The organism is Staphylococcus kloosii (assembly GCF_032139365.1).
In the GTDB taxonomy this organism is placed as follows: Bacteria; Bacillota; Bacilli; order Staphylococcales; family Staphylococcaceae; genus Staphylococcus; species Staphylococcus kloosii_A.
Map to the genome: position 1 here is coordinate 1 of NZ_JAVTDB010000080.1, position 26,463 is coordinate 26,463.

The following is a 26,463-nucleotide window of genomic DNA, read 5'->3' on the forward strand; positions in this document are numbered from 1 at the left end:
TTAATTGGATGCGATGAGCCGAGACCTAAGGGTCTCTTTTTTTATGCCTAAAAGAAGCTTAACTTCTTAGAATAATATTAAAAACACTTCAAGACCGAGGGTCTTTCTATAAACAGAAATTAAAACATTAAACCTTTTGGCGCAGAGAAAGCGTTTGAAGATGACGAACTCAAGGCATCGCGCCACGCGCTTACGAGCAAGTAAGCAAGTAAGCGAGGCGTGCAAGTGAGGAAAGATGCGAGCACTTGCCTCAAGCCAAGGAAGCTCGTTAGCGCCGATGGTAGCAGCCATCCCCCTAATAGAGGAACCCATCCGAGACGCTCGAGTCTCTTTTTTCATACCTGAAAATGTAAGATTAATTAAAAGGTAAAATGCTCTATTAATAAAATTTTGAAGAAGCGAAAGCGATACTTTATAATGGGTTAGTAATACTATAGAGTGGATGTGTATGGAAGATGGCATTACCGTTATCTAATAAATTGAAATCTTTAATGAAAGAAAATCCAATTTCTATGCATGTACCTGGGCATAAAAATAATACAATTGGTAGTTTGGATAAATTAAATATTAATATGGATATGACTGAAATTACTGGATTGGACGACTTACATCATCCAGAGGAAGTGTTGTATGAAAGTATGGCTAATATAACTAAACATAAAGACTATGACGCTTTTTATTTGGTTAATGGGACTACGTCCGGCATTTTATCAGTTATTCAAGCATTTGCTCATATATCTGGGGATTACATTATCACGAGAAATGCACATAAATCAGTTTTTCATGGCCTTGAGATAGCGCGAGGTAATGCCTTATTATTAGGCATGGATATAAGTACAGATACTTATCAATATTTAGGACCAACATATAGTAATGTAGATTATTTTGAAAAAGACTATAAATTAGCAGTTTACACTTATCCTAACTATTATGGAGAGTGCTTTGATATAAAGCCACAAATTGAACATTTACATAAACTGAACATACCGGTATTAATAGACGAAGCTCATGGCGCACATTTTGATTTGGAAGGTTTTCCGCAGTCAACGTTAAACTTTGGGGCAGATTTTGTCGTTCAATCTTATCATAAAACTTTACCGTCACTAACAATGAGTTCGGTATTGTTTATACATAAGGATGCACCACTAAGACAACAAGTAATCAATTATTTAAGTTATTTTCAATCTTCAAGTCCTTCTTATTTATTAATGTCTAGTCTAGAGTTGGCTCATCACTTTTATGAAACTTATAAGAGTGACGTGTTTTTTGATAAACGTCAAAAACTAATTGATTATTTAGAGCAACAAGGATTAACAGTGAGTGTGGTGGATGATCCATTGAAACTTTGTGTATCGCACCATGCGTATGATGGCTATGAATTACAAGCGTTGTTTGAGGCGCAAAACATTTTCATAGAGTTAGCAGATGAACACCAAATCTTGTTTGTTTTGCCGTTATGGCATCAACATGATACTTATCCATTTAATGATTTATTAAATAAAATAAAAAGGCTAAAATTAACTAAAACATCTTCAATATCGATAGAGAAACAAATAAAAACTACGGCTATAGGACATTATAAGTTCAGTGCTAATAACAAGACGCGAACAGCTAAGCTAGAAGAGGCCGAGGGGAAAATTTTGGCTACGCATATCGTACCCTATCCGCCGGGTATCCCCATTATGTTGAAGGGCGAAAAAATAACTGCAAATATGGTAAAATTATTGCAACATTGGTCTAATCAAAGGCTAAGAGTAGAAGGTATAAAAAACAATTATATAGAAATTAAGGATGAATAAAATGTCAGCATTTATTACGTTTGAAGGCCCAGAAGGTTCAGGGAAAACGACTGTGCTACAACAAGTAGCATCAAAATTACAAGGTGAATTTGATACGATTGTTACTAGAGAACCAGGCGGCGTCACTACAGGGGAACAAATTCGCGAAATATTATTAGAAGGTGGCGATATGGATGAACGTACAGAAGCCTTATTGTTTGCAGCATCAAGACGGGAACATCTTGTAGGCAAAGTGATTCCAGCGCTTGACCAAGGTAAAGTAGTTTTGTGTGATAGATATATTGATAGTTCTTTAGCATATCAAGGCTATGCAAGGGGTATAGGTGTAGAAGAAGTTAAAGCAATAAATGAGTTTGCGATTAATGGTTTATATCCTGATTTAACAATTTATTTAGATGTCAGCGTTGCAGTGGGACGACAACGTATTGTATCAAATTTACGTGAACAAAATCGTCTGGATCAGGAAGATGAAGCCTTCCATGAAAAAGTAGTCGAGGGTTATCATAAAGTGATTGACAGTGATGCTTCTCGCTTTGTTGTGATTGACGCCAATCAAAATATCGATGACGTTGTGGATGCAACGTATAAATCTATTCTCAAATTTTTAGAAAAATTATGATATAATAATGTGAAGAGGTGTATGAATATGAAAATGATTATTGCGATTGTCCAAGATCAAGACAGCCAAGAACTTTCAGACCAACTCGTGAAAAACAATTTTAGAGCAACAAAACTTGCTACAACTGGTGGCTTTTTAAGAGCAGGTAACACGACATTCCTTTCAGGTGTTGAAGATGATCGGGTAGACGAAATTTTAAAAGTTATCGATGATACATGTGGTAATAGAGAGCAACTCGTATCACCAATTACACCAATGGGTGGTAGTGCTGATTCTTATATTCCATATCCAGTTGAAGTTGAAGTTGGAGGAGCAACGGTATTCGTAATGCCAGTTGAAGCTTTCCATCAATTTTAAATTATGGTTGCTATATATGCATATGTAATTCATACAGGTGATTGTTTTATTGCCATATGAATATACTTGCTATATATGCAGCCTTTTTATATAAAGGAGTATTTTTGTGATGGATGAACAAGAAATGCTGACAAATGCTTATCACTCAAATAAACTATCGCATGCATATTTATTTGAAGGTGATGATGCACAAACAATGCAACAAGTAGCTTTAGAATTTGCGAAACTAATTTTATGTAATGATAATGAACAGTGTCAGTTAAAAGTAGATACATTCAACCATCCTGATTTTATGCATGTCGCTTCTGAAGAAACTACAATAAAAAAAGAACAAATAGAACAACTTGTTAGACATATGAATCAATTGCCAATAGAAAGTGACCATAAAGTATATATAATTGAATCTTTTGAAAAACTTACAGTTCAAGGTGAGAATAGTATTTTAAAATTTTTGGAAGAGCCGCCTGAAAACACGGTAGCTATTTTGCTTTCTACTAAGCCCGAACAAATTTTAAATACAATTCATTCAAGATGCCAGCATATTTATTTTAAACCTATAGATAAAGAGCGATTTATTCAAAGACTTGAAGCACACGAAATTTCTCGACCTGTTGCTGAGTTACTATGTACATATACGACACAATTAGATAGTGCATTAAGTATAAATGAGGAAGCTGATTTAACAACATTACGTAAAAGTATTTTACGATGGTGTAATTTATTGCTATCGAATAAACATATGGCTTTAATTGGTATCGTTGATTTATTAAAACAAGCTAAAAATAGACGTTTGCAATTGTTAACATTAGCAGTGGTTAATGCATTTTTTGAAGATATCATGCACGCAAAAGTTGGCATAGATGATAAAATGACTTTTCAAGATATTAAAGTAGATGTAACTAACTATGCGAGTAAAATTGATTTTAATCAAATCGTTTTAATGTATGATAGAATAACTGAAGCGAATAAAAAATTAAATCAGAATGTTAACCCGACGTTAGTGTTTGAACAGATAGTTATAAAAGGGGTGAGTTAAACATGCAAAATGTTGTAGGCATTGACTTTCAAAAGTCAGGTAAATTAGAATATTATTCCCCAATGAATCACGACTTGGAAGCGGGACAATGGGTCGTTGTTGAATCTAAAAGAGGAATAGAAATGGGACGCGTTAAATATGCACCTTTAGATGTTGCAGATGAAGACGTAACTTTACCTTTAAAAGAAATTGTCCGTGTAGCTTCAATCGAAGACAAAGAAAAATATGACCAAAATGAACAAGATGCCAGTGAAGCGATGGAGTTGTGTAAAGCGACGATTCAGCAATTGGATTTATCAATGCGATTGGTTAATTGTGAGTTTACGTTAGATAAATCAAAAGTAATTTTTAATTTCACTTCTGATGACCGTGTAGACTTTAGAAAATTAGTAAAAATATTAGCTCAAAAATTAAAAACACGTATTGAATTAAGACAAATTGGTGTTAGAGATGAAGCTAAATTATTAGGCGGCATTGGACCATGTGGTCGTTCATTATGTTGCTCGACATTTTTAGGAGACTTTGAACCGGTGTCTATTAAGATGGCTAAAGATCAAAATTTATCGTTAAACCCAACGAAAATTTCTGGTGCATGTGGTCGTCTAATGTGTTGTTTGAAATATGAGAATGACTATTATGAAGAAGCTCGAGCTCAGTTACCAGACGTAGGTGACAATATTGAAACGCCTGATGGTAATGGTAAAGTAATAGGTTTGAATATTTTAGACGTCTCAATGCAAGTTAAAGTCGAAGGTTTCGAACAACCACTTGAATATAAAGCAGAAGAATTAGAAGCATTTAATTAGGAGGCTTTAGCGACATTGGATAGAAGTGAGATTTTTGAAAAACTTTCACGCTTAGAAAGACAAATTGATGAAGTTAACAACAACATGACAGAAATGAAAAATTTAATGGTTGAGCTAGTTGAAGAAAATGTAGCCTTACATATTGAAAATGACAATTTGAAATCTTTAATTAATAAAGATGAGGCTTCTACTAAAAAGAAAACTGCAAAATCTTCTAACGCTAAACAACCATTACGCAGTAAGGATAATCTTGCTATGTTGTATAAAGAAGGCTTTCATATTTGTAAAGGTGAACTATTTGGTAAACATAGAAAAGGCGACGATTGCTTATTTTGTTTAGAAGTTTTAAGCGAATAGTTTTTAATAGTAAATGAATAAGTTATAAAAGGATGAGATGTTAGTGATAGGCTTGAATAATAGCAAGCATCGCCATCTTATCCTTTTTTTGGAGGATAAATATGGAATTGTTAGAACATGAACGGTTAGATTATTTGATGAAAGAACATTTGCGTATCATTCAAAATGATGATGTCTTTTCTTTTTCTACAGATGCGCTTTTATTAGGTCATTTCACCGCAGTTAGAAAAAATGATGCAATCATGGATTTATGTTCGGGGAATGGTGTTGTGCCATTGTTATTATCATATAAAACGAAATGCCAAATAGATGGTATCGAAATACAGCATCAACTTGTTGATATGGCCAATCGTAGTATTGCCTACAATCAATTAACGTCACAGATTCAAATGTATGAGATGGATTTGAAAAATGTACGTCAGCAATTTAAACCATCACAGTATAGTTTAGTGACATGTAATCCACCATATTTTAAAAGCAATCAATTACATCAACATCAAAAAAATGCCCATAAAATTGCTAGGCATGAAATCATGTGTTCATTGGAAGATTGTTGTATAGCAGCAAGGCATTTATTGAAGCAAGGTGGTAGGTTGGTGATGGTTCATCGTGCTGACCGTTTAATGGATGTGTTATCCAATATGAGAGAAAGTGGGATAGAACCTAAAAAGTTATATTTTGTATATAGTAAGAAATCAAAAGATGCGCAAACGATTATTGTCGAAGGACGCAAGAATGGTAATCAAGGTTTGGCAATACAACCCCCTTTTTATATTTATAATGAAGATGGGACATATACATCAGAAATGAGTGAGGTATATTATGGATAGTCATTATGTCTATATCGTCCGATGTAAAGATGGGTCGCTTTATACAGGTTATGCTAAAGACGTAGAACAACGTGTAAAAAAACATAATTTGGGGCAAGGTGCGAAATACACTAAAAATAGAAGGCCAGTATCACTCGTATATCACGAAATTCATGATACAAAATCAAGCGCTTTAAAACGAGAGCATGAAATAAAAACTTATTCAAGAAATAAAAAATTGCAATTAATTAAGGAGGGGCAATAAATGGGAACTTTATTTTTAGTAGGTACACCCATAGGCAACTTAGCAGATATAACGTATAGAGCCGTTGAAACACTTAAGTCTGTAGATATGATTGCGTGTGAAGACACAAGAGTTACTAGTAAATTATGTCATCATTATGATATTCAGCCACCATTGAAATCGTATCATGATCATAATAAAGAACAGCAAACAAGTGTACTTATAGAACAATTAACTAATGGTTCGGATATTGCATTGGTCTCTGATGCAGGCTTACCACTTATAAGTGATCCTGGATATGAACTTGTAGTAGCGGCGCGAGAAGCGGGCATACGCGTCGAAACGATACCAGGTCCGAATGCGGGTCTTACAGCTTTAATGGCGAGTGGATTGCCTTCATTTACTTATACTTTTTTAGGATTTTTACCAAGAAAAGAAAAAGACAAATTAAAAGTTTTAGAAAATCGTATGTACCAAGATAGTACGTTAATCATTTATGAATCACCACATCGCGTGAAAGATACGTTAAAAGCAATTACTAAAATTGATGAAGCGCGACAAGTTACTTTAGGTCGCGAGCTTACTAAAAAATTTGAACAAATCGAAACACAACCTGTCTTACAGTTATTAACTGCCGTCGATGAATCTCAAATTCCTCAAAAGGGTGAATTCGTTATTTTAATCGAAGGAGGAGCCGTAGTAGAAGACACAAGTTGGTTTGAAAATATGACGATAGATGAACATGTCACTGTTTATATCGAGCAAGATATGAAACCGAAAGCTGCTATAAAACAAGTGGCTGAAGATCGAAATATGAAAACAAGTGAAGTTTATAATATTTATCATAACGTGAATTAAGGGTGTCATATTTCTACAAAAAATAATGTAGTTTTCTTATAACATTGACGTGTATTTTATTAATTCAAATAGAAATAAAAAGGTACCAAATATATGGCGATTTATGGTATTGTAGATAAGATAGAGCATATAATTATATTTAATAAAATCAGATGTTTATTGAGTGTACATAGAAGTAACATGGTGTCGTCAAAATATGAGTGATAAGTAATCTTATGCATAATTCAACACATCAAGGCTTCATTGAAAACAAATATTAATTTAGATATATTTATAGTGTAAGAAACGAGGAGGAACAATGATGGTGAAAGATACATTTTATATCACTACCCCAATATATTATCCGAGTGGAAACTTGCATATCGGTCACGCATACACAACGACTGCTGGTGATGTGATTGCACGCTATAAAAGAATGCAAGGTTACGATGTAAGATATTTAACTGGGACAGATGAACACGGTCAAAAAATTCAAGAAAAAGCGCACAAAGCGGGCAAAACTGAGTTAGCTTATTTAGATGAAATGATTTCTGGTATTAAAGCTTTATGGAATAAACTAGAAATCTCTAATGACGACTTTATTCGTACTACAGAAGAACGTCACAAAGAAGTCGTACAACAAATCTTTGAACGTCTTTTGTCTCAAGGCGACATTTATCTAGGTGAATATGAAGGTTGGTATTCGGTGCCTGATGAAACATACTACACTGAAACACAACTTGTAGATCCAGTATACGAGAATGGCAAAATTGTCGGCGGTAAAAGCCCGGATTCAGGCCATGATGTAGAGTTAGTCAAAGAAGAAAGTTACTTCTTCAATTTGTCTAAATATACAGACCGTCTATTAGAATTTTACGATGAAAATCCTGACTTTATTCAACCACCTTCACGTAAAAATGAAATGATTAATAACTTTATTAAACCAGGTTTAGAAGATTTAGCTGTATCTCGTACTTCATTTGATTGGGGTATTCGAGTTAAATCAAATCCTAAACACGTTGTATACGTTTGGATTGACGCACTGGTAAACTATATTTCTTCATTAGGCTATTTGTCAGATGATGATTCATTATTCCAAAAATATTGGCCAGCTGATATTCATATTATGGCTAAGGAAATTGTTCGTTTCCATTCAATTATCTGGCCAATTTTATTAATGGCACTTGATATTCCATTACCTAAAAAGGTCTTTGCACACGGTTGGATTTTAATGAAAGACGGTAAAATGAGTAAATCAAAAGGTAACGTAGTTGACCCTAACGTTTTAATTGATCGTTACGGTTTAGATGCTACACGTTATTATTTATTACGTGAACTACCATTTGGTGCTGATGGTGTATTTACGCCTGAAGGCTTCGTTGAACGTACAAATTATGATTTAGCTAACGACCTTGGTAACTTAGTAAATCGTACGATCTCAATGATCAATAAATATTTTGATGGTGAGTTACCAGCGTATAAAGGTGCTCAAAACGATTTAGACAAAGATATGGAACAAATGGCGTTAGACACTGTCGAAACTTACCATGAAAACATGGAACATCTACAGTTCTCTGTTGCTTTATCAACAGTATGGAAATTTATTAGTCGTACGAATAAATATATCGATGAAACAACGCCATGGGTTTTAGCTAAAGATGAGAGTCAAAAAGACATGTTAGGTAATGTAATGGCGCACTTAGTAGAAAATATCCGTATCATAGCGGTAATTTTAAGACCATTCTTAACACATGCACCTTATCAAATCTTTGAACAATTAAATATTAATAATCCAGAATTACATGACCTTGCTAGCATTGAGTCTTACGGCGCATTAACCGAACCGATTACAGTGATTGAAAAACCAACGCCAATCTTCCCTCGTCTTGATAGTGAGGCTGAAATTGCATACATCAAAGCATCTATGCAACCACCAAAAGAAGATCATGCTGAAGAAGAAGTACCTTCAAAAGAATCAATCGATATTAAAGATTTCGATAAAGTAGAGATTAAAGCAGCGACAGTAACTGATGCTGAACAAGTTCCTAAATCAGATAAATTATTAAAAATTCAAGTCGACTTAGATTCAGAGCAACGTCAAATAGTTTCAGGAATTGCAAAATTTTACAATCCTGAAGATATAATAGGTAAAAAAGTAGCGGTCGTTACTAATTTAAAACCAGCGAAATTAATGGGCCAAAAATCTGAAGGTATGATTTTATCAGCCGAAAAAGATGGTGTCCTAACATTAGTAAGCTTACCAAGTGCTATTCCAAACGGTGCAGTAATTAAATAATAAAGTAGGGGAGCGATTAAAAATGTTAATCGATACGCATGTACATTTAAATGCAGAACAGTATGACGAAGATTTAGAAGCGGTCATCGAGCGTGCTAGAGAAAATGGTGTCGATCGTATGTTTGTCGTAGGATTTGATACGCCTACAGTTGAACGTACAATGGAATTAATCGATCAATATGACTTTATTTATGGCATTATCGGATGGCATCCTGTCGATGCTATTGATTGTACGGAAGAGCGATTAGAATGGATAGAAGAACTAGCAAAACATCCCAAAGTTATCGGTATTGGCGAAACAGGTTTAGACTATCATTGGGATAAATCACCTAAAGATGTTCAACAAGCATTGTTTAGAAAGCAAATTGCGTTAGCTAAACGTGTTAATTTACCTATAATTATTCATAATCGCGAGGCAACTCAAGATTGTGTGGATATTTTAAAAGAAGAACATGCTGAAGAAATTAGTGGCATTATGCATAGCTTTAGTGCGTCACCAGAAATAGCAGATGAAATCATTAATAAATTAAATTTCTATGTGTCATTAGGTGGACCTGTTACATTTAAAAATGCTAAACAACCTAAAGAAGTTGCGCAACATGTACCATTCGATAGATTGTTAGTAGAAACTGACGCGCCATTCTTATCACCACACCCCTATAGAGGTAAACGCAACGAACCAGCACGTGTCACACTTGTTGCTGAACAAATTGCAGAATTACGTGGTGTAAGCTATGAAGAAGTATGTGAGCAAACTACTAAGAATGCTGAAACTTTATTTAAATTATAAAGTTAAAAGAGAAAGATGTTGGTCTAATATTTGGAATTGAAAGTATCGCAATGTCCATAAATGTTAAACCGATATCTTTCTCGTTTTTTATAGGAATGAATATATTGAGAAGGTGAAACAATAAATGAAAATAAATGAGTTTATTGTAGTTGAAGGTCGTGACGATACAGAACGCGTAAAATCTGCGGTCGAATGCGACACGATTGAAACTAATGGTAGTGCAATTAATCAATCAACGCTTGAAGTGATTAAACAAGCCTATGAAACAAGAGGTGTAATTGTGTTAACTGACCCTGATTTCCCAGGTGATAAAATACGCAACACGATACGTGATTATATTCCAGGTGTCAAACATGCTTATATAGATAGATTCAAAGCACGTAATAAACGTGGCAAAATTGGTGTAGAACACGCTTCTATAGAAGACATTAAAGTTGCATTAATTAATGTTAGTACGCCATTTGAAGAGGGAAATGAATCCATAAGTAAGGATGTATTAATAGATTTAGGCCTAATCGTTGGTAAAGATGCACGTAGAAAGCGTGCTATGCTAAGTCAAAAATTAAATATTGGTCATTCTAACGGGAAACAATTAGTAAAAAAATTAAATGCGTTTGGCTATACGGAAGAAGATGTACGTGAAGCGCTATTAGATAAGAAAGGAAGTGAAAAGTAATGGAAACTAAAGATATTGCTACACCATCTCGAACAAAGGCTTTATTGGCACAATATGGCTTTGATTTCAAAAAAAGTTTAGGTCAAAATTTCCTGATTGATGTTAATATCATTAACAACATTATCGATGCGAGTCAGATTGATGATGAAACGGGTATAATTGAAATTGGCCCAGGCATGGGATCTTTAACCGAACAACTTGCTAAAAATGCAAAAAAAGTAGTTGCATTTGAAATAGATCAACGATTAATACCGGTGCTCAATGACACGCTAGCGCCATATGATAACGTAAAGGTAATTAACGAAGATATATTAAAAGCTGACGTGGCACATTATGTTGACCAACATTTATCAAACTGCAAACGCATTATGGTAGTGGCAAATTTACCTTATTATATAACGACACCAATACTTTTAAATTTAATGCAACAATCGCTACCAATAGATGGTTATGTGGTGATGATGCAAAAAGAAGTGGGCGAGAGACTAAATGCGCAAGTTGGTACAAAAGCTTATGGCTCTTTATCTATAGTAGCGCAATATTATACAGAAACGAGTACAGTGCTTACAGTGCCTAAATCTGTGTTTTTACCTCCACCAAATGTGGATTCAATCGTTGTTAAATTAATGCAACGTTCTGAACCTATCGTAAATGTAGACGATGAAGAGAAATTTTTCCGTCTAACGAAAGGTGCATTCGGCCAACGAAGAAAAACAATAAATAATAATTATCAATCATTATTTTCGGATGGTAAAAAGCTGAAGGCTAAGATTGGTGAATGGCTAAAAAGTTCGGATATAGATCCTACTAGACGTGGTGAAACGCTTGCAATAGAGGAGTTTGCAACGCTTTACAACAATTTAGAAAAATTTCCCGAATTACAATTTTAATCTATTGACATTCTCGCTTTACCTTGCTAAAATTAATCATTTATTTGACGAAATCGTGCTAAATGTGTTATTATACAACTTGTAGCGAGGTGGAGCAATATGCCAAAATCTATTGGAGACATCAAAAATTCACTTGATTGTCATTTAGGAAACCGTATTGTACTCAAAGCAAATGGCGGTCGCAAGAAAACAATTGAACGTTGTGGTGTGTTAAAAGAAACATATCCGTCTGTATTTATTGTCGAACTTGATCAAGACAAACATAACTTTGAGCGTGTGTCTTATACATACACTGATGTTTTAACTGATAACGTACAAGTTTCTTTCGAAGAAGATAGCCATCAAGAAGCAATTGCACACTAAAGAAAAGCATTTCAATAATTACATATATTTAATCAGAGGTGCATAAGCATCTCTTTTTTTATGCGCGATTTTATGATTAGTTTATAAAATCATTAAAATTTAATTGAAAAATAGTGAAAAACATTCTGTTTTGAAATTTAGATCGTAAATTTTCTTGAGAAACTTAAATTATCTTGCTAGTATTTCCGTACATTATGTTAAAATCGATGTATTACCATATCGAATCGAAAGAGGGTGGGGATATGATATACGAAACGGCGCATGCTAAGATAAATCTTACATTAGACACACTCTTTAAACGTGATGATGGTTATCATGAAGTTGAAATGATAATGACGACGATTGACTTAAACGATCGATTGTCTTTTGAAATTAGACATGATAATAAAATAGTAGTCGAAGTAGAACAAAATTATGTACCCTCTGATCATAAAAATTTAGCATTCAAAGCTGCCGAAGCAATAAAAAAGCATTATAATATTAAGCAAGGTGTAACAATAAGGTTAGAGAAAGACATTCCAGTTTCAGCGGGACTGGGGGGCGGATCTGCAGATGCAGCAGCTACTTTAAGGGGGATGAATCGACTCTTTAATTTAAATCTATCATTGGAAGAGTTATGTCAAATCGGTATAAATATTGGTACAGATATTCCTTTTTGCTTATATAGCAAAACAGCTATTTGTAAAGGCAAAGGTGAAATTGTCGAACTATTAAATAAACCGCCATCTGCTTGGGTTATTACTGCAAAACCAGATGTAGGTATTTCCTCGCCTGATGTGTTTAAGTCTCTCACATTAGAAAATGATTTTCGAGTGCATACAGCGTCGTGTTTGAGCGCTTTAGCATCTGGAGATTATGAGGCATTGTGCCAAAGTTTATCGAATAGATTAGAAACGGTATCGCACAAAATGTATCCGGGGATTCCCAAATTAAAAGAAAACATGTTAAACAGTGGCGCCGATGGTGCATTAATGAGTGGCAGTGGACCGACAGTATATGCGTTAGCTAAAAATGAAAAACAAGCAAAGCATATTTATAATGCAGTGAATGGATGTTGTAACGAAGTTCAATTAGTAAGATTACTAGGTTAGAAAGGATGAAGCACGATATGAGATACAAGAGAAGTGAGCGTATTGTTTTTATGACACAATATTTAATGAATCATCCCAATAAATTGATACCGTTAACGTTCTTTGTCCAAAAGTTCAAACAGGCCAAATCATCAATTAGTGAAGATGTTCAAATTATAAAAACAACATTCCAAAAAGAAAAATTGGGTACTGTAACGACTACTGCGGGTGCAAGCGGTGGCGTTACATATAAACCTCAAATGGGCAAAAAAGAAGCTACAGAAGTTGTAGAAGAGTTAATCGAATTACTACAAGAAAAAGATCGATTATTACCTGGTGGTTATTTATTCTTATCTGATTTAATGGGGAACCCAATTTTATTAAAGAAAGTTGGCAAGTTAATAGCAACGCTTTACATGGATGAACAACTAGATGCCGTAGTAACGATAGCTACCAAAGGTATTTCTTTAGCTAATGCCGTAGCAAGTGTATTAAATTTACCGGTAGTAGTTATTAGAAAAGATAATAAAGTTACAGAAGGATCTACTGTTTCAATCAATTATGTTTCTGGTTCTTCCCGCAAAATTGAAACAATGGTGTTATCTAAACGCACTTTGCCTGAAAATTCTAATGTACTCGTTGTTGATGATTTTATGCGTGCTGGGGGTTCAATTAATGGTGTAATGAATTTAATGAATGAGTTTAAAGCACATGTTAAAGGGGTATCAGTACTTGTAGAATCAAAAGAAGTTAAACAACGATTGATAGAAGATTATACTTCCTTGGTTAGATTATCTGATGTAGATGAATACAATCAGCAATTTAACGTAGAAACAGGCAATAGTTTAACTAAATTTTCTTAAAGGAGCGATTACGACAGCATGAAAGTAATTAATACAAATAAGGCGCCCGAAGCTTTAGGGCCATATTCACATGCAACAGAAATTAATGGTTTGTTATTTACATCGGGACAAATACCATTGAATACTGACGGTCAAATCGTTAGTGATGATGTGCAAGAACAAACACGACAAGTTTTAGAAAATTTAAAAGTTGTGCTAGATGCAGCGGGTTCAGATATTGAATCAGTCGTTAAAGCCACAATTTTTATTAAAGATATGAATGAATTTCAAAAAATAAATGAAATCTATGGTGAGTATTTTGATGCACATCAACCAGCGAGAAGTTGTGTTGAAGTTGCACGCTTACCTAAAGATGTGAAAGTTGAAATTGAATTAATTGCTAAAGTGAAGTAAGGATTTATAAATCTCATTAATTTTGTTATGCTTCTTTACAAAGAGACAAACTAGGGGGGCTCACTACATGAAAGTGACAGATGTAAGACTTAGAAAGATAGACACAGATGGAAGAATGAAAGCGCTCGTATCAATTACGTTAGACGAATCATTTGTAGTACATGATTTAAGAGTAATTGAAGGCAACTCAGGTCTTTTCGTCGCAATGCCAAGTAAACGTACACCAGATGGTGAATTCCGTGACATCGCGCATCCTATTAACTCAGAAATGAGACAAGAAATTCAAGATGCAGTGATGAAAGTCTATGAAGAAACTGATGAAGTTATTCCTGATAGAAATGCACAGTCATCAAATGATGAAGAAAATAATGACGAAGCATAAAAATTCGAAATGATTAAAATGAGATAAAGATATAAATTAATCGCGCAGTTGTACTGACTATTTAATAATCAGTATAACTGCTTTTTTTATTGCAGTTTATATCGTTGAATACATATGACAATGAATCATTGGATAGCTATAAATAAAAAGTAGTAATAAACTATACTAAAATTTTAAGTTTTAGTGATTGAATAGTGACAAAAAATGTATTTAAAGCTAACTTTTCGTCATAAAAGCGTTGATTTTTAAAAAATGAAATAGTCATTACATAACCTCATATGACAACGCGTATAATGGGAGTTATAGAGAAGTGATAGATATGAAAACGTCATCATATGCAAAATAAAATATTGCCATTATATGACATTAGTTGTTTGAGTCTTGAAACTAATACTGACGTTAAATTATAATAATATTGAAGTGTATATTTTAATGGAGGGTTAGCACTCATGCAAAGACATGCAATAGTACTGGCAGCAGGTAAGGGTACACGTATGAAATCACAGAAATATAAAGTGTTACACGAAGTTGCAGGCAAATCAATGATTGAACATGTTATTGATAATGTAAAACATTCTGGCGTTGAAACAATCGTAACAATTGTAGGACACGGCGCAGATAGTGTAAAAGAAACATTAGGCGAGCAATCGCTATATAGTTTTCAAGAAGAACAATTAGGTACTGCTCATGCTGTTAGAATGGCAGAAGAACATATAGGTACTCAAGAAGGTACAACTTTAGTTGTTTGTGGTGATACACCATTAGTGACTGCAGAAACATTAAAATCTTTAATTGAACATCATGAACAAAATCAAGCTCAAGCTACAGTATTGTCAGCCACTGCACCTAATCCTTTTGGATATGGACGTATTGTAAGAAATGACAGCGAGTCATTAACAAAAATAGTAGAGCAAAAAGATGCAACAACTAAAGAACAACAAATTAACGAAATTAGTTCAGGTATATTCGCTTTTGATAACGCAACGTTGTTCTCTAAATTAGCAGATGTGAACAATGATAATGCACAAGGCGAATATTACTTACCAGAAGTACTATCATTAATTCTTGACGAAAATGGCAAGGTTGAAATTTACCATACTAATGATTTTGATGAAATCATGGGTGTTAATGATCGTGTTATGTTAAGTTCCGCTGAACAAGCAATGAGAATACGTATAAACGAACAACATATGCGTGATGGTGTAACAATCATTGATCCACAAACTACATACATTGGTAAAGACGTAAAAATAGGACAAGATACAACGATAGAACCTGGAGTGAAATTAACTGGTAAAACTGTTATAGGTTCAAATGTTATAGTAGGCCAACACTCAGAAATATCTGATAGTAGCATTGGTAACAATGTGAATATTAAACAATCAGTGATTAACGAATCTAAGGTTGCTGATGAAGTTAATATTGGACCATTTGCCCAACTAAGACCTGGTTCAGATATTGGTAATAAAGTTAAAGTAGGTAACTTTGTAGAAGTGAAAAAATCAGTTGTTAAAGATGGCGCAAAACTTCCACACTTAAGTTATATTGGTGATGCTGAAATCGGTGAACGTGCAAACGTTGGTTGTGGTTCTATTACAGTTAATTACGATGGTAAAAATAAATTTAAGACAACAATAGGCAATGATGCATTTATAGGATGTAATACTAATCTTGTTGCTCCTGTTACAGTAGGTGATTTTGCATTTATTGCTGCAGGTTCAACAATAACAGATAACGTACCTGACAACAGTTTGGCATTAGCGAGAGAAAGACAAACGACTAAAGAAGGCTATTTTAATAATAAATAAAGAGTTAACTTTTAGACAAACATGCTTTTACTGTTAAAATCAAGATACAACACTTTTATCAGCATAGAAAAAGAAGTTTCGTATTGTCTATTTATTTAAACTTATGGAAGTAATTAATTGGAGGACTATAAATGTTAAACAATGAATATAAAAATTCTGCTTTAAAAATATTTTCTTTAAAGGGTAACGAACCTTTAGCACAACAAGTAGCAGATAGCGTGGGTATTGAACTAGGAAAATGTTCTGTTAAACGTTTTAGCGATGGTGAAATTCAAATCAATATTGAAGAAAGTATACGTGGTTGTGACGTCTTTATTATCCAACCAACTTCTAATCCAGTTAACTTACACTTAATGGAATTACTAATTATGATTGATGCATGTAAACGTGCTTCAGCTTCAACAATAAATATTGTAGTGCCATATTATGGATATGCTAGACAAGATAGAAAAGCACGTAGCCGTGAACCTATTACTGCAAAATTAGTTGCTAACTTAATCGAAACAGCTGGTGCAGATCGTATGATTGCTTTAGATTTACATGCACCACAAATCCAAGGCTTTTTCGATATTCCTATCGATCATTTAATGGGTGTGCCAATCTTAGCTGATTACTTCCAAAATGAAGCAGACATTAATCCGGATGAATGTGTTGTCGTTTCACCAGATCATGGTGGTGTGACTAGAGCACGTAAATTAGCGGACATATTAAAAACTCCAATTGCAATCATTGATAAACGTAGACCAAAACCAAATGTTGCAGAAGTAATGAACATTGTTGGTGAAATTGATGGACGCACAGCAATCATTATAGACGATATCATTGATACTGCAGGAACAATTACGTTAGCTGCACAGGCATTAAAAGATAAAGGCGCGAAAGAAGTTTACGCTTGTTGTACGCATCCAGTACTATCGGGTCCAGCAAGAGAGCGTATCGAAAATTCAGCGATTAAGGAGTTAGTTGTTACAAATTCTATTCAACTAGAAGATAGTCGCAAACCTGAAAACACTAAAGAACTGTCAGTAGCAGGGTTGTTAGCTCAAGCAATTATTCGTGTTTACGAGCGTGAATCAGTTAGTGTGCTATTTGACTAATTTATTACAAAAAGGTATAATATGACTATTCGTGTAAAAACGAATAAATAAACACTTACAAGCAACGAAAATGTTGATGGGTAAGTGAGGGGCTCTAGTATAGAGCAATTATGAAAGGTGGAAATGAGCATGGCTTCATTAAAGTCAATCATTCGTCAAGGGAAACAAACACGTTCAGATTTAAAAACATTAAGAAATTCTGGTAAAGTACCAGCAATCGTATACGGTTACGGTACTAAAAATACTTCAGTTAAAGTCGACGAAGTAGAATTTATTAAAGTTATCCGTGAAGTTGGACGTAACGGTGTTATTGAATTAACTGTAGGTTCTAAAACTATTAAAGTAATGGTTTCTGACTACCAATTCGACCCACTTAAAAACCAAATTACTCACATTGACTTCTTAGCAATCAACATGAGTGAAGAACGTACTGTTGAAGTACCAGTTCAATTAATTGGTGAAGCTGCAGGAGCTAAAGAAGGTGGCGTTGTTGAACAACCATTATTCGACCTTGAAGTAACTGCAACTCCAGACAACATCCCAGAATCAATCGAAGTAGATATTTCTGAATTAGAAGTAAATGACAGTGTTTCAGTAAGTGACCTTAAAACTACTGGTAACTTCACAATCGAAAACGACGAAAATGATTCAGTCGTAACTGTAGTTCCTCCAACTGAAGAACCTACAGAAGAAGAAATCGAAGCAATGGAAGGCGACTCAGCTACTGAAGAACCTGAAGTTGTTGGTGAAGACAAAGAAGACGAAAACAGCGAAAACGAAGAGTCAGAAGACAAAGAATAATATTTGTTCGGACGATTGTTTCCTAAATTTTAAATTTAAAAGCACCATGCTTATTTGCTTAAGCAGGTGCTTTTTTATGTTAATATAATGGATGATATTAAAAATACAAGATGCGGATTGATTTGTTTTTCGTTGTTGTAATCAATTAACGCACAATATATAAATGGTAATTAATGGAGGAAACAAAATGAAATGTATTGTTGGCCTTGGAAATATAGGTAAACGTTTTGAATCTACGCGACACAACATTGGATTTGAAGTGTTAGATTATATTTTAGACCGTAACAATTTTTCTTTAGATAAACAGAAATTTAAGGGCGCGTATACGATTGAGCGCTTAAATCAAGAAAAAGTTATGTTTATAGAACCTTTAACAATGATGAACTTATCTGGTGAAGCCGTAGCACCTTTGATGAATTATTATGATATAGAAGTAGATGATTTAATCGTACTATATGATGATTTAGACTTACCTCAAGGTGAGATAAGGTTAAGACAGAAAGGTAGTGCTGGTGGTCATAATGGCATGAAATCTATCATAAAAATGTTAGGCACTGATCAATTCAAAAGAATTCGCATTGGTGTGGATAGACCAAGTGGAGGTATGTCTGTTCCAGATTACGTACTACAAAAATTCTCAAAACAAGAAATGGTTACTATGGAAAAAGTTATCGAACATTCAGCTCACGCAGTGGAAGCTTATATAGAAACTTCACGTTTCGACCAAGTGATGAATGAATACAATGGTGATGTCAATTGAAATCAATAATTACAGATTATATAAATAAAGATAAACGCTATCAGGAATTAAACGAAGTATTTGGAAAAGATAATATTTTAGTAACAGGCTTGTCGGCTGCGGCAAAAGCAACGATAATTGCAGAGAAATATTTAGAAAGTGAGCAACAATTACTCGTCGTTACTAACAATTTATACCAAGCAGATAAGCTTGAAGCAGATATACTACAATTTGTAGATGCTAATGATGTTTATAAATATCCGATGCAAGATATTATGACAGAAGAATTTTCTACGCAAAGCCCTCAATTTATGAGTGAACGTGTACGTACACTAACTGCACTATCTCAAAATGAGAGAGGCTTATTTATCGTGCCGTTAAACGGTTTGAAAAAATGGTTAACGCCTGTCGAATTATGGAAATCACATCAGATTACTTTATCTGTAGGCGAAGACATAGATGTAGATGGCTTACTGACTAAATTAGTGAGTATGGGTTATAGACGCGAAAGTGTAGTATCGCATATCGGTGAATTTTCATTGCGTGGTGGCATTATTGATATTTATCCATTAATTGGTGAACCAGTGAGAATTGAATTGTTTGATACTGAAATCGATTCGATTAGAAATTTTGATGTGGAATCTCAAAGATCTAACGATAATATGCAAGGGGTTAATATTACGACAGCTAGTGATTATATTATTACAGATGACGTTATTAAACATACAAAAGCAAAACTTACTGAAGCATATCAAGAAACGCGACCAAAAATAGATAAATCTGTACGTAATGATATTAAAGAAACATACGATAGCTTTAAACTATTTGAAACGTCATTATTTGATCATCAAGTAATGAGAAGACTAGTTGCATTTATGTATGAACAACCTGCAACAATCATAGATTACTTCCAAAACGATGCCATCGTAGCCGTCGATGAATATAACAGAATTAAAGAAACTGAAGAAACGCTAACGACTGAAGTCGATGACTTTATGCAAAACTTAATTGAAAGTGGAAAAGGTTTTATCGGTCAAAGTTTCTTAGACTATCAAGGCTTTGAAACGTTGCTCAAAAAACATCCAGTTGCATATTTCACATTATTTACCGCAACGATGTCTGTAAAACTACAAGACATTATTAAATTTTCTTGTAAACCAGTGCAACAATTTTACGGGCAATACGATATTATGCGTTCAGAGTTTCAACGTTATATTGGTAATGATTATACGATTGTCGTCTTAGCTGAAACAGAAACTAAAAAAGAACGGATTCAATCTATGTTGAATGAAATGCACATTCCAACATTTGTAGATGTTGCAGAAAATGAAATCCAAGGAGGACGTGCCATTATTACTGAAGGCAGTCTGTCTGAAGGTTTCGAACTGCCTTATATGCAACTTGTAGTTGTTACCGAACGAGAATTATTTAAGTCACAACAGAAGAAAAAACGCAAACAACAAAAAACGTTAACGAATGCTGAAAAAATAAAATCTTATCAAGACTTAAAAGTCGGGGATTACGTTGTACACGTACATCATGGTGTCGGTAGATATTTAGGCGTCGAAACTTTAGAAGTGGCTGGCGTTCATAAAGATTATATTAAGTTGCAGTATAAAGGAACAGACCAGTTATTTGTACCTGTAGACCAAATGGACCAGGTTCAAAAATATGTTGCTTCTGAAGATAAAATGCCAAAACTTAATAAATTAGGTGGCACTGAATGGAAGAAAACAAAGGCTAAAGTACAACAAAGCGTTGAGGACATTGCCGACGAATTAATAGAATTATACAAAGAACGTGAAATGTCTGTAGGGTATCAATATGGCCCTGATAGCGCAGAACAAAGCGATTTTGAATTGGATTTCCCATATGAATTAACGCCTGACCAAGCGAAATCGATTACTGAAATTAAAGGTGATATGGAACAACAAAAACCTATGGATAGACTGCTATGTGGTGACGTAGGCTATGGTAAGACTGAGGTCGCTGTACGTGCAGCATTTAAGGCAGTATTAGAAGGTAAGCAAGTGGCGTTTCTAGTACCGACGACGATTTTAGCACAACAACATTACGAAACATTAATTGAACGTATGCAAGATTTCCCTATTGATGTTGAACTCATTAGTCGCTTTAGAACTACTAAAGAAATTAAAGAAGTAAAAGAAGGTTTGAAATCAGGTAAAGTTGATATTGTTGTAGGTACACATAAATTACTTGGTAAAGATATAATTTATAAAGATTTAGGTTTATTGATTGTCGATGAAGAACAACGGTTTGGTGTTAGACATAAAGAACGTATTAAAACGTTAAAAACGAATGTCGACGTACTGACACTGACTGCAACACCAATTCCGAGAACGTTGCATATGAGTATGCTTGGCGTGCGTGATTTATCAGTTATCGAGACGCCACCAGAAAATAGATTCCCTGTACAAACTTATGTTTTAGAACAAAATTCTAATTTCATAAAAGAAGCGTTGGAACGTGAATTATCTAGAGAAGGACAAGTATTTTACTTATATAATAAAGTGCAGTCTATTTATGAAAAGCGAGAACAATTACAAATGCTAATGCCAAATGCCTCTATAGGAGTGGCGCATGGCCAAATGACCGAACGAGATTTAGAAGAAACTATGATTGATTTTATTAACCATGAATATGACATTCTTGTAACGACGACGATTATCGAAACAGGTGTAGATGTACCAAATGCTAACACGCTTATAATTGAAGAGGCTGATCGTTTTGGACTTAGTCAGTTATATCAATTAAGAGGTAGAGTTGGACGTTCTAGTCGCATAGGATATGCCTATTTCCTTCATCCGGCTAATAAAGTACTTACCGAAACAGCAGAAGATAGATTACAAGCTATAAAAGAATTTACAGAACTAGGTTCTGGTTTCAAAATAGCAATGCGTGACTTAAATATACGTGGTGCAGGTAATCTACTTGGTAAACAGCAACATGGCTTTATTGACTCAGTTGGATTCGATTTATACTCTCAAATGCTAGAAGAAGCGGTTAATGAAAAACGAGGCATTACTCCGGAACAAAATGATGCGCCGGAAGTAGAAATAGAATTGAATATCGATGCTTATTTACCAGCTGAATATATTCAAAATGAACAAGCTAAAATAGAAATTTATAAAAAACTTAGAAAAATCGAAAGTGAAACACAGCTGCTGGATATTAAAGATGAACTTATTGATCGTTTTAATGAATATCCAGCAGAAGTAGCACGTTTATTAGATATGATGGAAATTAAAATACACGCTTTACATGCGGGTGTGACGCTAATAAAAGATAAAGGTAAAACAATAGAAATTTTCCTATCTGAAAAAGGGACTGAAGATATTGATGGTGAAGCATTGTTTAAACAAACTCAACCATTAGGGCGTGCAATGAAAGTTGGCGTTCAAGATGGTAAAATGAAAGTGACATTAACTAAATCAAAACAATGGTTTGATAATCTTAAGTTTTTAGCGAAATGCTTGGAAGAAAGTATGGTAATTAAGGATGAAGTCTAAGTCTACTACGGCATTTAATGGCGTCATTGTACTGACAATAGCATTAATAGTTGTGAAAATTTTAAGCGCTATTTATCGTGTACCTTATCAAAATGTACTAGGTGATGCAGGATTATATGCGTATCAGCAAATCTATCCAATAGTAGCATTGGGTGTTATCTTATCGATGAACGCTATACCTAGTGCATTAACCCAAACATTTGGTACAGGCCGTAACGATGCCAAATTTGCTTCGGTATTAATCAAATTACAATATGTCTGCATTGGCTTTTTCTTAATATTATTTATATGTGCCAAATGGATTGCTCACTTTATGGGGGATGCTAATTTAACACCTATGATAAGTGCCGCAAGTGTTAGCTTTCTATTTTTTGGTATATTAGGTGTATTAAGAGGTTACTATCAAAGTAAGCAAGAAATGAATATTCCTGCCATTTCACAAGTTGTAGAGCAATTTGTACGTGTTGTGATTATTATGATAGCAATTGCTTTGTTTGCATATAGAGATTGGTCGATTTATGCAGCTGGCACGTTAGCTATTCTAGGTTCAGGTTTCGGATTTTTAGCTTCTAGTCTTTATTTAACATTGCATAAACCTTTTAGCATAGCGGAAAAGAATAGGGCGATAGAATGGAAGAAGTTAACACTAGCAATTATCATCTTTGCTGTCAGTCAGCTTATCGTTATTCTATGGCAAGTTGTTGATAGTTTTACGGTTATTCAAGCACTTACGTTGAATGGGCTCGACTTTCAACATGCAATTTCTAGTAAAGGCGTCTATGATAGAGGTGCATCATTTATACAAATGGGGTTAATCGTTACAACAACATTTTGTTTTGTACTTATTCCATTACTGACAGATGCTAAAAATAATGGACAAATTGTACTGATGAATCGTTATACTAATGCCTCATTGAAAATTACGTTGCTTATTAGTACTGCAGCAGGTATTGGGTTAATTAATTTATTGCCAGTATTAAATAGAGTATTTTTCGAAAATAATAGCGAGACATTCACGCTTGCAGTATATATGTTAACGGTGATTTGTGTCTCTTTAATCATGATGGAGATGTCATTATTACAAGTGATGAACCAAGAAAAAGTCATTTTTATTAGTTGTATCGTAGGTATAATAATTAAGACTTGTCTCAACATTTTACTTATACCGTATATACAAATGCTAGGTGCTAGTATAGCAACGGTAGGTTCATTAGTCGTTACAGTTGTAATTCTGCACATAAATGTCAAAAAGTTTTACCAGTTAACAAGGCTACACACATTTATACTAAAGTTAATTGGCGCTATGATAATTATGAGTGTTGTAGTTCAATTCGTATTGTGGCTTATTCCAACTACCGGACGACTTACTGGTTTACTTGAATTGTTAATTTCTGCCCTGGCAGGCATTATTGTGATGGTCAGTGCTATAATATGGATGAATTTATTTAAATACAGAGAACTCAAACATCTGCCACTAGGAGATAAGATTTATCATTTAAAGAGAGGTAAACAAGAATGACGCATAAAATTACAATTGTTGGACTTGGTAACTATGGTTTAGATGAACTCCCGTTAGGAATATACAAGTTTTTACAACATCAGACGATAGTCTATACACGTACCAAAGCACATCCAGTGATTAATGAGTTATCAGATTTGCTAACGTTTTATAGCTTTGATGACGTCTATGAAGCGAATGATGCTTTCGAAGCGGTTTATGAAGAGATTGTTCAACAATTAGTTTCTTTAGCACAAGAACAAGAGATTGTCTATGCAGTTCCGGGGCATCCACGTGTAGCTGAAACAACAACTGCACTATTATTAGATTACGCACAAGAACAAGAGGATTTAGAGGTAGAAGTTTTAGGTGGAAAAAGTTTTATTGATGATGTTTTTGAAGCTGTTGCCATAGACCCAAATGATGGTTTTACTTTGCTAGATGCAACATCATTTGTGGCCGATCAACTAAACAAACGTAACCATGTGCTAATTACACAAGTATATAGTTCTATGATTGCTGGTGATTTAAAGGTAACGTTAATGGAAACGTATCAAGATGATCATGAAGTTTATATTGTAAATGGCGCACGTGGAAGCAATGCTCAAGTCATTGCAACACCGCTTTATGAATTAGATCATCACATAGATGCTTTTACTAATTTATCGAGTGTGCTCATACCTAAAGATACGGAAAGTGAACATTATTATAGCGACTTTAAATATGCTACTGATATTATAGATAGACTTGTGGATGATAATGACGGTTGTCCATGGGATAGAGAACAGACGCATGATTCATTAAAACGCTATTTATTAGAAGAATCATTTGAGCTATTCGAAGCGATTGATAATGAAGATGACTGGCATATGATAGAAGAGCTAGGAGACATATTATTACAAGTGCTATTACATGCAAGTATTGGTAAAAAAGAAGGCTATTTCGATATAAATGAAATCGTTTATAGCTTGGTCGATAAAATGATTCGCAGACACCCACATATTTTCGGTAATCAAGAAGCGGAAAATATAGAAGATCTAAATGCTATATGGGCAAGTGCTAAGGCTCATGAAGGCAAAAAAGAACGTGTTAAATTTGAGAAAGTATTTGCGCAATATTTTTTGAAAATGTATGATAAAACAAAAAATATGACGTTAGATGAAGCAGCGTTAAGACGCTATTTAGAACAAGGAGGAGAAAACGATGAGACTCGATAAATATCTCAAAGTTTCCAGATTAGTAAAACGTCGTACTTTAGCAAAAGAAATAAGTGATCAAGGTCGTATTTCAATTAATGGAGCTACGGCAAAAGCGGGCACTGACGTTAAAGTAGATGACGAACTAATTATTAAATTTGGTCAAAAAGTAATTACAATAAAAGTTACTGGTTTAAGTGAACATGCCACTAAAGAAAATGCTAAGGGCATGTATGAATTACTAAAAGAAGAGAAGATAAGTGAATCATAAAGAGGAGGTGGCAAGCTATGAGTAAAAAAGTTGAAAATATAGGCAATACTTTCACTTCTGCCGAAAATAAGAAAAAGCAACAACAACGTATGAGACGTAAAGTTGTACGCAGAAGAATTACTTTATTTGGCGGTATATTAGTAGCAATTATCATCATTCTTTCAATCATGCTTGTCACACAAATGAAAAGCAATGACGAAGCAACTGTAGAAAGACAACATAAAGAGCAAAAATATCAAAAGCAACAAGATGAAGAATTAGCATTAAAAGAAGAACTCAATAACTTAAATAATAAAGATTATATAGAAAAAGTTGCCCGAGATGATTATTACTTAAGTAACGACGGAGAAGTAATATTTAAACTACCGGGAGACAAGTCAAAACAGCAGGAAAAAGGATCCAAACAAGATAAATAAAGAATTTTTTTATTTAATTCAAATACTATTGTTAAATTGAACGAACAGGAATATAATAAGGTTAAAATCGAATCAAATCGGGAGGATTTATTTACAATATGTCAATCGAAGTAGGAAATAAGCTTAAAGGTAAAGTCACTGGTATTAAAAAGTTCGGCGCATTCGTTGAGCTACCTGAGGGAAAAAGTGGCTTAGTTCACATAAGTGAAGTGGCAGATAACTATGTTGAAAACGTAGAAGATCATTTATCTGTAGGGGATGTTGTTGAAGTCAAAGTACTTACAATCGCTGATGATGGTAAGATCAGCCTCTCTATTAAGAAAGCAAAAGACCAACCTCGTAAACCTCAAAATAAACCGAGTCATAAACAAGCGCAACCTAAACCAGAAGATTTTGAGAAAAAACTAAATAACTTCTTAAAAGATAGCGAAGATAAACTAACTTCTATTAAACGTCAAACTGAGTCTAGACGCGGCGGACGTGGAGCTAGACGTTAATATAAATTTTTAATTTACATTAT

The 26,463-nt window shown here is 34.2% G+C and carries 28 protein-coding genes; all 28 read left to right on the forward strand.

The window, feature by feature from the left end:
* The first annotated feature begins 455 nt into the window (after positions 1–455).
* The 28 genes from RPL90_RS11520 to RPL90_RS11655 all read left to right on the forward strand — a co-directional run bounded on the left by RPL90_RS11520 (position 456) and on the right by RPL90_RS11655 (position 26,440).
* Positions 456–1,799 (forward strand): Orn/Lys/Arg family decarboxylase, encoded by a 1,344-nt coding sequence (locus tag RPL90_RS11520; protein WP_313549771.1) that lies wholly within the window; start codon positions 456–458, stop codon positions 1,797–1,799.
* A gap of 1 nt (position 1,800) precedes the next feature.
* Positions 1,801–2,418: a dTMP kinase gene (gene tmk, locus RPL90_RS11525; protein WP_313549774.1), complete on the forward strand. Its 618-nt coding sequence runs from the start codon at positions 1,801–1,803 to the stop codon at positions 2,416–2,418.
* Positions 2,419–2,445: 27 nt separating this feature from the next.
* Positions 2,446–2,775 carry a cyclic-di-AMP receptor gene (locus RPL90_RS11530; RefSeq protein WP_313549777.1) on the forward strand — a complete coding sequence of 110 codons (330 nt, stop codon included), beginning with the start codon at positions 2,446–2,448 and terminating at the stop codon, positions 2,773–2,775.
* 109 nt (positions 2,776–2,884) lie between these two features.
* On the forward strand, positions 2,885–3,811 hold the full coding sequence (locus RPL90_RS11535) for a DNA polymerase III subunit delta' C-terminal domain-containing protein (protein ID WP_313549780.1): 927 nt from the start codon (positions 2,885–2,887) through the stop codon (positions 3,809–3,811).
* Positions 3,812–3,813: 2 nt separating this feature from the next.
* On the forward strand, positions 3,814–4,617 hold the full coding sequence (locus tag RPL90_RS11540; protein WP_313549783.1) for a PSP1 domain-containing protein: 804 nt from the start codon (positions 3,814–3,816) through the stop codon (positions 4,615–4,617).
* A 15-nt stretch (positions 4,618–4,632) separates the two neighbouring features.
* The gene (gene yabA / locus RPL90_RS11545) at positions 4,633–4,974 is read left to right on the forward strand and encodes a DNA replication initiation control protein YabA (protein WP_313549786.1); all 342 of its coding nucleotides are present in this window, start codon (positions 4,633–4,635) and stop codon (positions 4,972–4,974) included.
* 101 nt (positions 4,975–5,075) lie between these two features.
* On the forward strand, positions 5,076–5,804 hold the full coding sequence (locus RPL90_RS11550; RefSeq protein ID WP_313549789.1) for a tRNA1(Val) (adenine(37)-N6)-methyltransferase: 729 nt from the start codon (positions 5,076–5,078) through the stop codon (positions 5,802–5,804).
* Positions 5,797–6,048, forward strand: a complete 252-nt coding sequence (locus tag RPL90_RS11555) for a GIY-YIG nuclease family protein (protein ID WP_313549792.1) — start codon at positions 5,797–5,799, stop codon at positions 6,046–6,048. The genes RPL90_RS11550 and RPL90_RS11555 overlap by 8 nt, the downstream gene beginning before the upstream one ends.
* Positions 6,049–6,885: a 16S rRNA (cytidine(1402)-2'-O)-methyltransferase gene (rsmI, locus tag RPL90_RS11560; RefSeq protein WP_313549795.1), complete on the forward strand. Its 837-nt coding sequence runs from the start codon at positions 6,049–6,051 to the stop codon at positions 6,883–6,885.
* Positions 6,886–7,186: 301 nt separating this feature from the next.
* Positions 7,187–9,160, forward strand: a complete 1,974-nt coding sequence (gene metG, locus RPL90_RS11565; protein ID WP_313549859.1) for a methionine--tRNA ligase — start codon at positions 7,187–7,189, stop codon at positions 9,158–9,160.
* A gap of 22 nt (positions 9,161–9,182) precedes the next feature.
* Positions 9,183–9,950: a TatD family hydrolase gene (locus tag RPL90_RS11570; RefSeq protein WP_048793349.1), complete on the forward strand. Its 768-nt coding sequence runs from the start codon at positions 9,183–9,185 to the stop codon at positions 9,948–9,950.
* A gap of 124 nt (positions 9,951–10,074) precedes the next feature.
* Entirely contained in the window at positions 10,075–10,626 is a 552-nt protein-coding gene (gene rnmV, locus RPL90_RS11575) for a ribonuclease M5 (protein WP_313549802.1), read from the forward strand.
* Positions 10,626–11,516, forward strand: a complete 891-nt coding sequence (gene rsmA, locus RPL90_RS11580) for a 16S rRNA (adenine(1518)-N(6)/adenine(1519)-N(6))-dimethyltransferase RsmA (protein WP_313549805.1) — start codon at positions 10,626–10,628, stop codon at positions 11,514–11,516. The genes rnmV and rsmA overlap by 1 nt, the downstream gene beginning before the upstream one ends.
* 99 nt (positions 11,517–11,615) lie before the next feature.
* Positions 11,616–11,879: a biofilm formation stimulator Veg gene (gene veg / locus RPL90_RS11585; protein ID WP_048793346.1), complete on the forward strand. Its 264-nt coding sequence runs from the start codon at positions 11,616–11,618 to the stop codon at positions 11,877–11,879.
* Positions 11,880–12,121: 242 nt separating this feature from the next.
* A complete protein-coding gene (ispE, locus tag RPL90_RS11590) occupies positions 12,122–12,970 on the forward strand; it encodes a 4-(cytidine 5'-diphospho)-2-C-methyl-D-erythritol kinase (protein WP_313549809.1) in 849 nt (282 codons plus the stop codon).
* Between the two features lie 17 nt (positions 12,971–12,987).
* On the forward strand, positions 12,988–13,812 hold the full coding sequence (gene purR / locus RPL90_RS11595) for a pur operon repressor (protein WP_061855548.1): 825 nt from the start codon (positions 12,988–12,990) through the stop codon (positions 13,810–13,812).
* An 18-nt stretch (positions 13,813–13,830) separates the two neighbouring features.
* A complete protein-coding gene (locus RPL90_RS11600) occupies positions 13,831–14,205 on the forward strand; it encodes a RidA family protein (RefSeq protein WP_313549814.1) in 375 nt (124 codons plus the stop codon).
* Positions 14,206–14,272: 67 nt separating this feature from the next.
* On the forward strand, positions 14,273–14,587 hold the full coding sequence (gene spoVG, locus RPL90_RS11605) for a septation regulator SpoVG (RefSeq protein ID WP_048793342.1): 315 nt from the start codon (positions 14,273–14,275) through the stop codon (positions 14,585–14,587).
* 449 nt (positions 14,588–15,036) lie between these two features.
* The gene (gene glmU / locus RPL90_RS11610; protein WP_313549817.1) at positions 15,037–16,395 is read left to right on the forward strand and encodes a bifunctional UDP-N-acetylglucosamine diphosphorylase/glucosamine-1-phosphate N-acetyltransferase GlmU; all 1,359 of its coding nucleotides are present in this window, start codon (positions 15,037–15,039) and stop codon (positions 16,393–16,395) included.
* Between the two features lie 131 nt (positions 16,396–16,526).
* On the forward strand, positions 16,527–17,492 hold the full coding sequence (locus RPL90_RS11615) for a ribose-phosphate diphosphokinase (RefSeq protein WP_061855545.1): 966 nt from the start codon (positions 16,527–16,529) through the stop codon (positions 17,490–17,492).
* 129 nt (positions 17,493–17,621) lie between these two features.
* Positions 17,622–18,293, forward strand: coding sequence for a 50S ribosomal protein L25/general stress protein Ctc (locus RPL90_RS11620; RefSeq protein ID WP_313549822.1), 672 nt, complete (start codon positions 17,622–17,624; stop codon positions 18,291–18,293).
* Positions 18,294–18,480: 187 nt separating this feature from the next.
* Positions 18,481–19,053 (forward strand): aminoacyl-tRNA hydrolase, encoded by a 573-nt coding sequence (gene pth, locus RPL90_RS11625; protein WP_313549825.1) that lies wholly within the window; start codon positions 18,481–18,483, stop codon positions 19,051–19,053.
* The gene (gene mfd, locus RPL90_RS11630; protein ID WP_313549828.1) at positions 19,050–22,562 is read left to right on the forward strand and encodes a transcription-repair coupling factor; all 3,513 of its coding nucleotides are present in this window, start codon (positions 19,050–19,052) and stop codon (positions 22,560–22,562) included. The genes pth and mfd overlap by 4 nt, the downstream gene beginning before the upstream one ends.
* Positions 22,552–24,081 carry a polysaccharide biosynthesis protein gene (locus RPL90_RS11635; RefSeq protein ID WP_313549831.1) on the forward strand — a complete coding sequence of 510 codons (1,530 nt, stop codon included), beginning with the start codon at positions 22,552–22,554 and terminating at the stop codon, positions 24,079–24,081. Before mfd ends, RPL90_RS11635 begins: the two co-directional genes overlap by 11 nt.
* Complete coding sequence (locus tag RPL90_RS11640; protein ID WP_313549834.1) at positions 24,078–25,277, forward strand: MazG nucleotide pyrophosphohydrolase domain-containing protein; 1,200 nt, start codon at positions 24,078–24,080, stop codon at positions 25,275–25,277. Before RPL90_RS11635 ends, RPL90_RS11640 begins: the two co-directional genes overlap by 4 nt.
* Positions 25,264–25,527, forward strand: coding sequence for an RNA-binding S4 domain-containing protein (locus RPL90_RS11645; RefSeq protein ID WP_313549837.1), 264 nt, complete (start codon positions 25,264–25,266; stop codon positions 25,525–25,527). The genes RPL90_RS11640 and RPL90_RS11645 overlap by 14 nt, the downstream gene beginning before the upstream one ends.
* A 17-nt stretch (positions 25,528–25,544) precedes the next feature.
* Positions 25,545–25,943, forward strand: coding sequence for an FtsB family cell division protein (locus tag RPL90_RS11650; protein ID WP_313549840.1), 399 nt, complete (start codon positions 25,545–25,547; stop codon positions 25,941–25,943).
* A 98-nt stretch (positions 25,944–26,041) separates the two neighbouring features.
* On the forward strand, positions 26,042–26,440 hold the full coding sequence (locus tag RPL90_RS11655; protein ID WP_061855537.1) for a S1 domain-containing RNA-binding protein: 399 nt from the start codon (positions 26,042–26,044) through the stop codon (positions 26,438–26,440).
* The last annotated feature ends 23 nt before the right edge of the window (positions 26,441–26,463 follow it).

Coding starts and splice junctions, on each gene's coding strand:
- RPL90_RS11520 (WP_313549771.1), top strand. CDS start 456: ATGGCATTACCGTTATCTAATAAATTGAAATCTTTAATGAAAGAAAAT.
- tmk (WP_313549774.1), top strand. CDS start 1,801: ATGTCAGCATTTATTACGTTTGAAGGCCCAGAAGGTTCAGGGAAAACG.
- RPL90_RS11530 (WP_313549777.1), top strand. CDS start 2,446: ATGAAAATGATTATTGCGATTGTCCAAGATCAAGACAGCCAAGAACTT.
- RPL90_RS11535 (WP_313549780.1), top strand. CDS start 2,885: ATGGATGAACAAGAAATGCTGACAAATGCTTATCACTCAAATAAACTA.
- RPL90_RS11540 (WP_313549783.1), top strand. CDS start 3,814: ATGCAAAATGTTGTAGGCATTGACTTTCAAAAGTCAGGTAAATTAGAA.
- RPL90_RS11550 (WP_313549789.1), top strand. CDS start 5,076: ATGGAATTGTTAGAACATGAACGGTTAGATTATTTGATGAAAGAACAT.
- RPL90_RS11555 (WP_313549792.1), top strand. CDS start 5,797: ATGGATAGTCATTATGTCTATATCGTCCGATGTAAAGATGGGTCGCTT.
- rsmI (WP_313549795.1), top strand. CDS start 6,049: ATGGGAACTTTATTTTTAGTAGGTACACCCATAGGCAACTTAGCAGAT.
- metG (WP_313549859.1), top strand. CDS start 7,187: ATGGTGAAAGATACATTTTATATCACTACCCCAATATATTATCCGAGT.
- RPL90_RS11570 (WP_048793349.1), top strand. CDS start 9,183: ATGTTAATCGATACGCATGTACATTTAAATGCAGAACAGTATGACGAA.
- rnmV (WP_313549802.1), top strand. CDS start 10,075: ATGAAAATAAATGAGTTTATTGTAGTTGAAGGTCGTGACGATACAGAA.
- rsmA (WP_313549805.1), top strand. CDS start 10,626: ATGGAAACTAAAGATATTGCTACACCATCTCGAACAAAGGCTTTATTG.
- veg (WP_048793346.1), top strand. CDS start 11,616: ATGCCAAAATCTATTGGAGACATCAAAAATTCACTTGATTGTCATTTA.
- ispE (WP_313549809.1), top strand. CDS start 12,122: ATGATATACGAAACGGCGCATGCTAAGATAAATCTTACATTAGACACA.
- purR (WP_061855548.1), top strand. CDS start 12,988: ATGAGATACAAGAGAAGTGAGCGTATTGTTTTTATGACACAATATTTA.
- RPL90_RS11600 (WP_313549814.1), top strand. CDS start 13,831: ATGAAAGTAATTAATACAAATAAGGCGCCCGAAGCTTTAGGGCCATAT.
- spoVG (WP_048793342.1), top strand. CDS start 14,273: ATGAAAGTGACAGATGTAAGACTTAGAAAGATAGACACAGATGGAAGA.
- glmU (WP_313549817.1), top strand. CDS start 15,037: ATGCAAAGACATGCAATAGTACTGGCAGCAGGTAAGGGTACACGTATG.
- RPL90_RS11615 (WP_061855545.1), top strand. CDS start 16,527: ATGTTAAACAATGAATATAAAAATTCTGCTTTAAAAATATTTTCTTTA.
- RPL90_RS11620 (WP_313549822.1), top strand. CDS start 17,622: ATGGCTTCATTAAAGTCAATCATTCGTCAAGGGAAACAAACACGTTCA.
- pth (WP_313549825.1), top strand. CDS start 18,481: ATGAAATGTATTGTTGGCCTTGGAAATATAGGTAAACGTTTTGAATCT.
- RPL90_RS11635 (WP_313549831.1), top strand. CDS start 22,552: ATGAAGTCTAAGTCTACTACGGCATTTAATGGCGTCATTGTACTGACA.
- RPL90_RS11640 (WP_313549834.1), top strand. CDS start 24,078: ATGACGCATAAAATTACAATTGTTGGACTTGGTAACTATGGTTTAGAT.
- RPL90_RS11645 (WP_313549837.1), top strand. CDS start 25,264: ATGAGACTCGATAAATATCTCAAAGTTTCCAGATTAGTAAAACGTCGT.
- RPL90_RS11650 (WP_313549840.1), top strand. CDS start 25,545: ATGAGTAAAAAAGTTGAAAATATAGGCAATACTTTCACTTCTGCCGAA.
- RPL90_RS11655 (WP_061855537.1), top strand. CDS start 26,042: ATGTCAATCGAAGTAGGAAATAAGCTTAAAGGTAAAGTCACTGGTATT.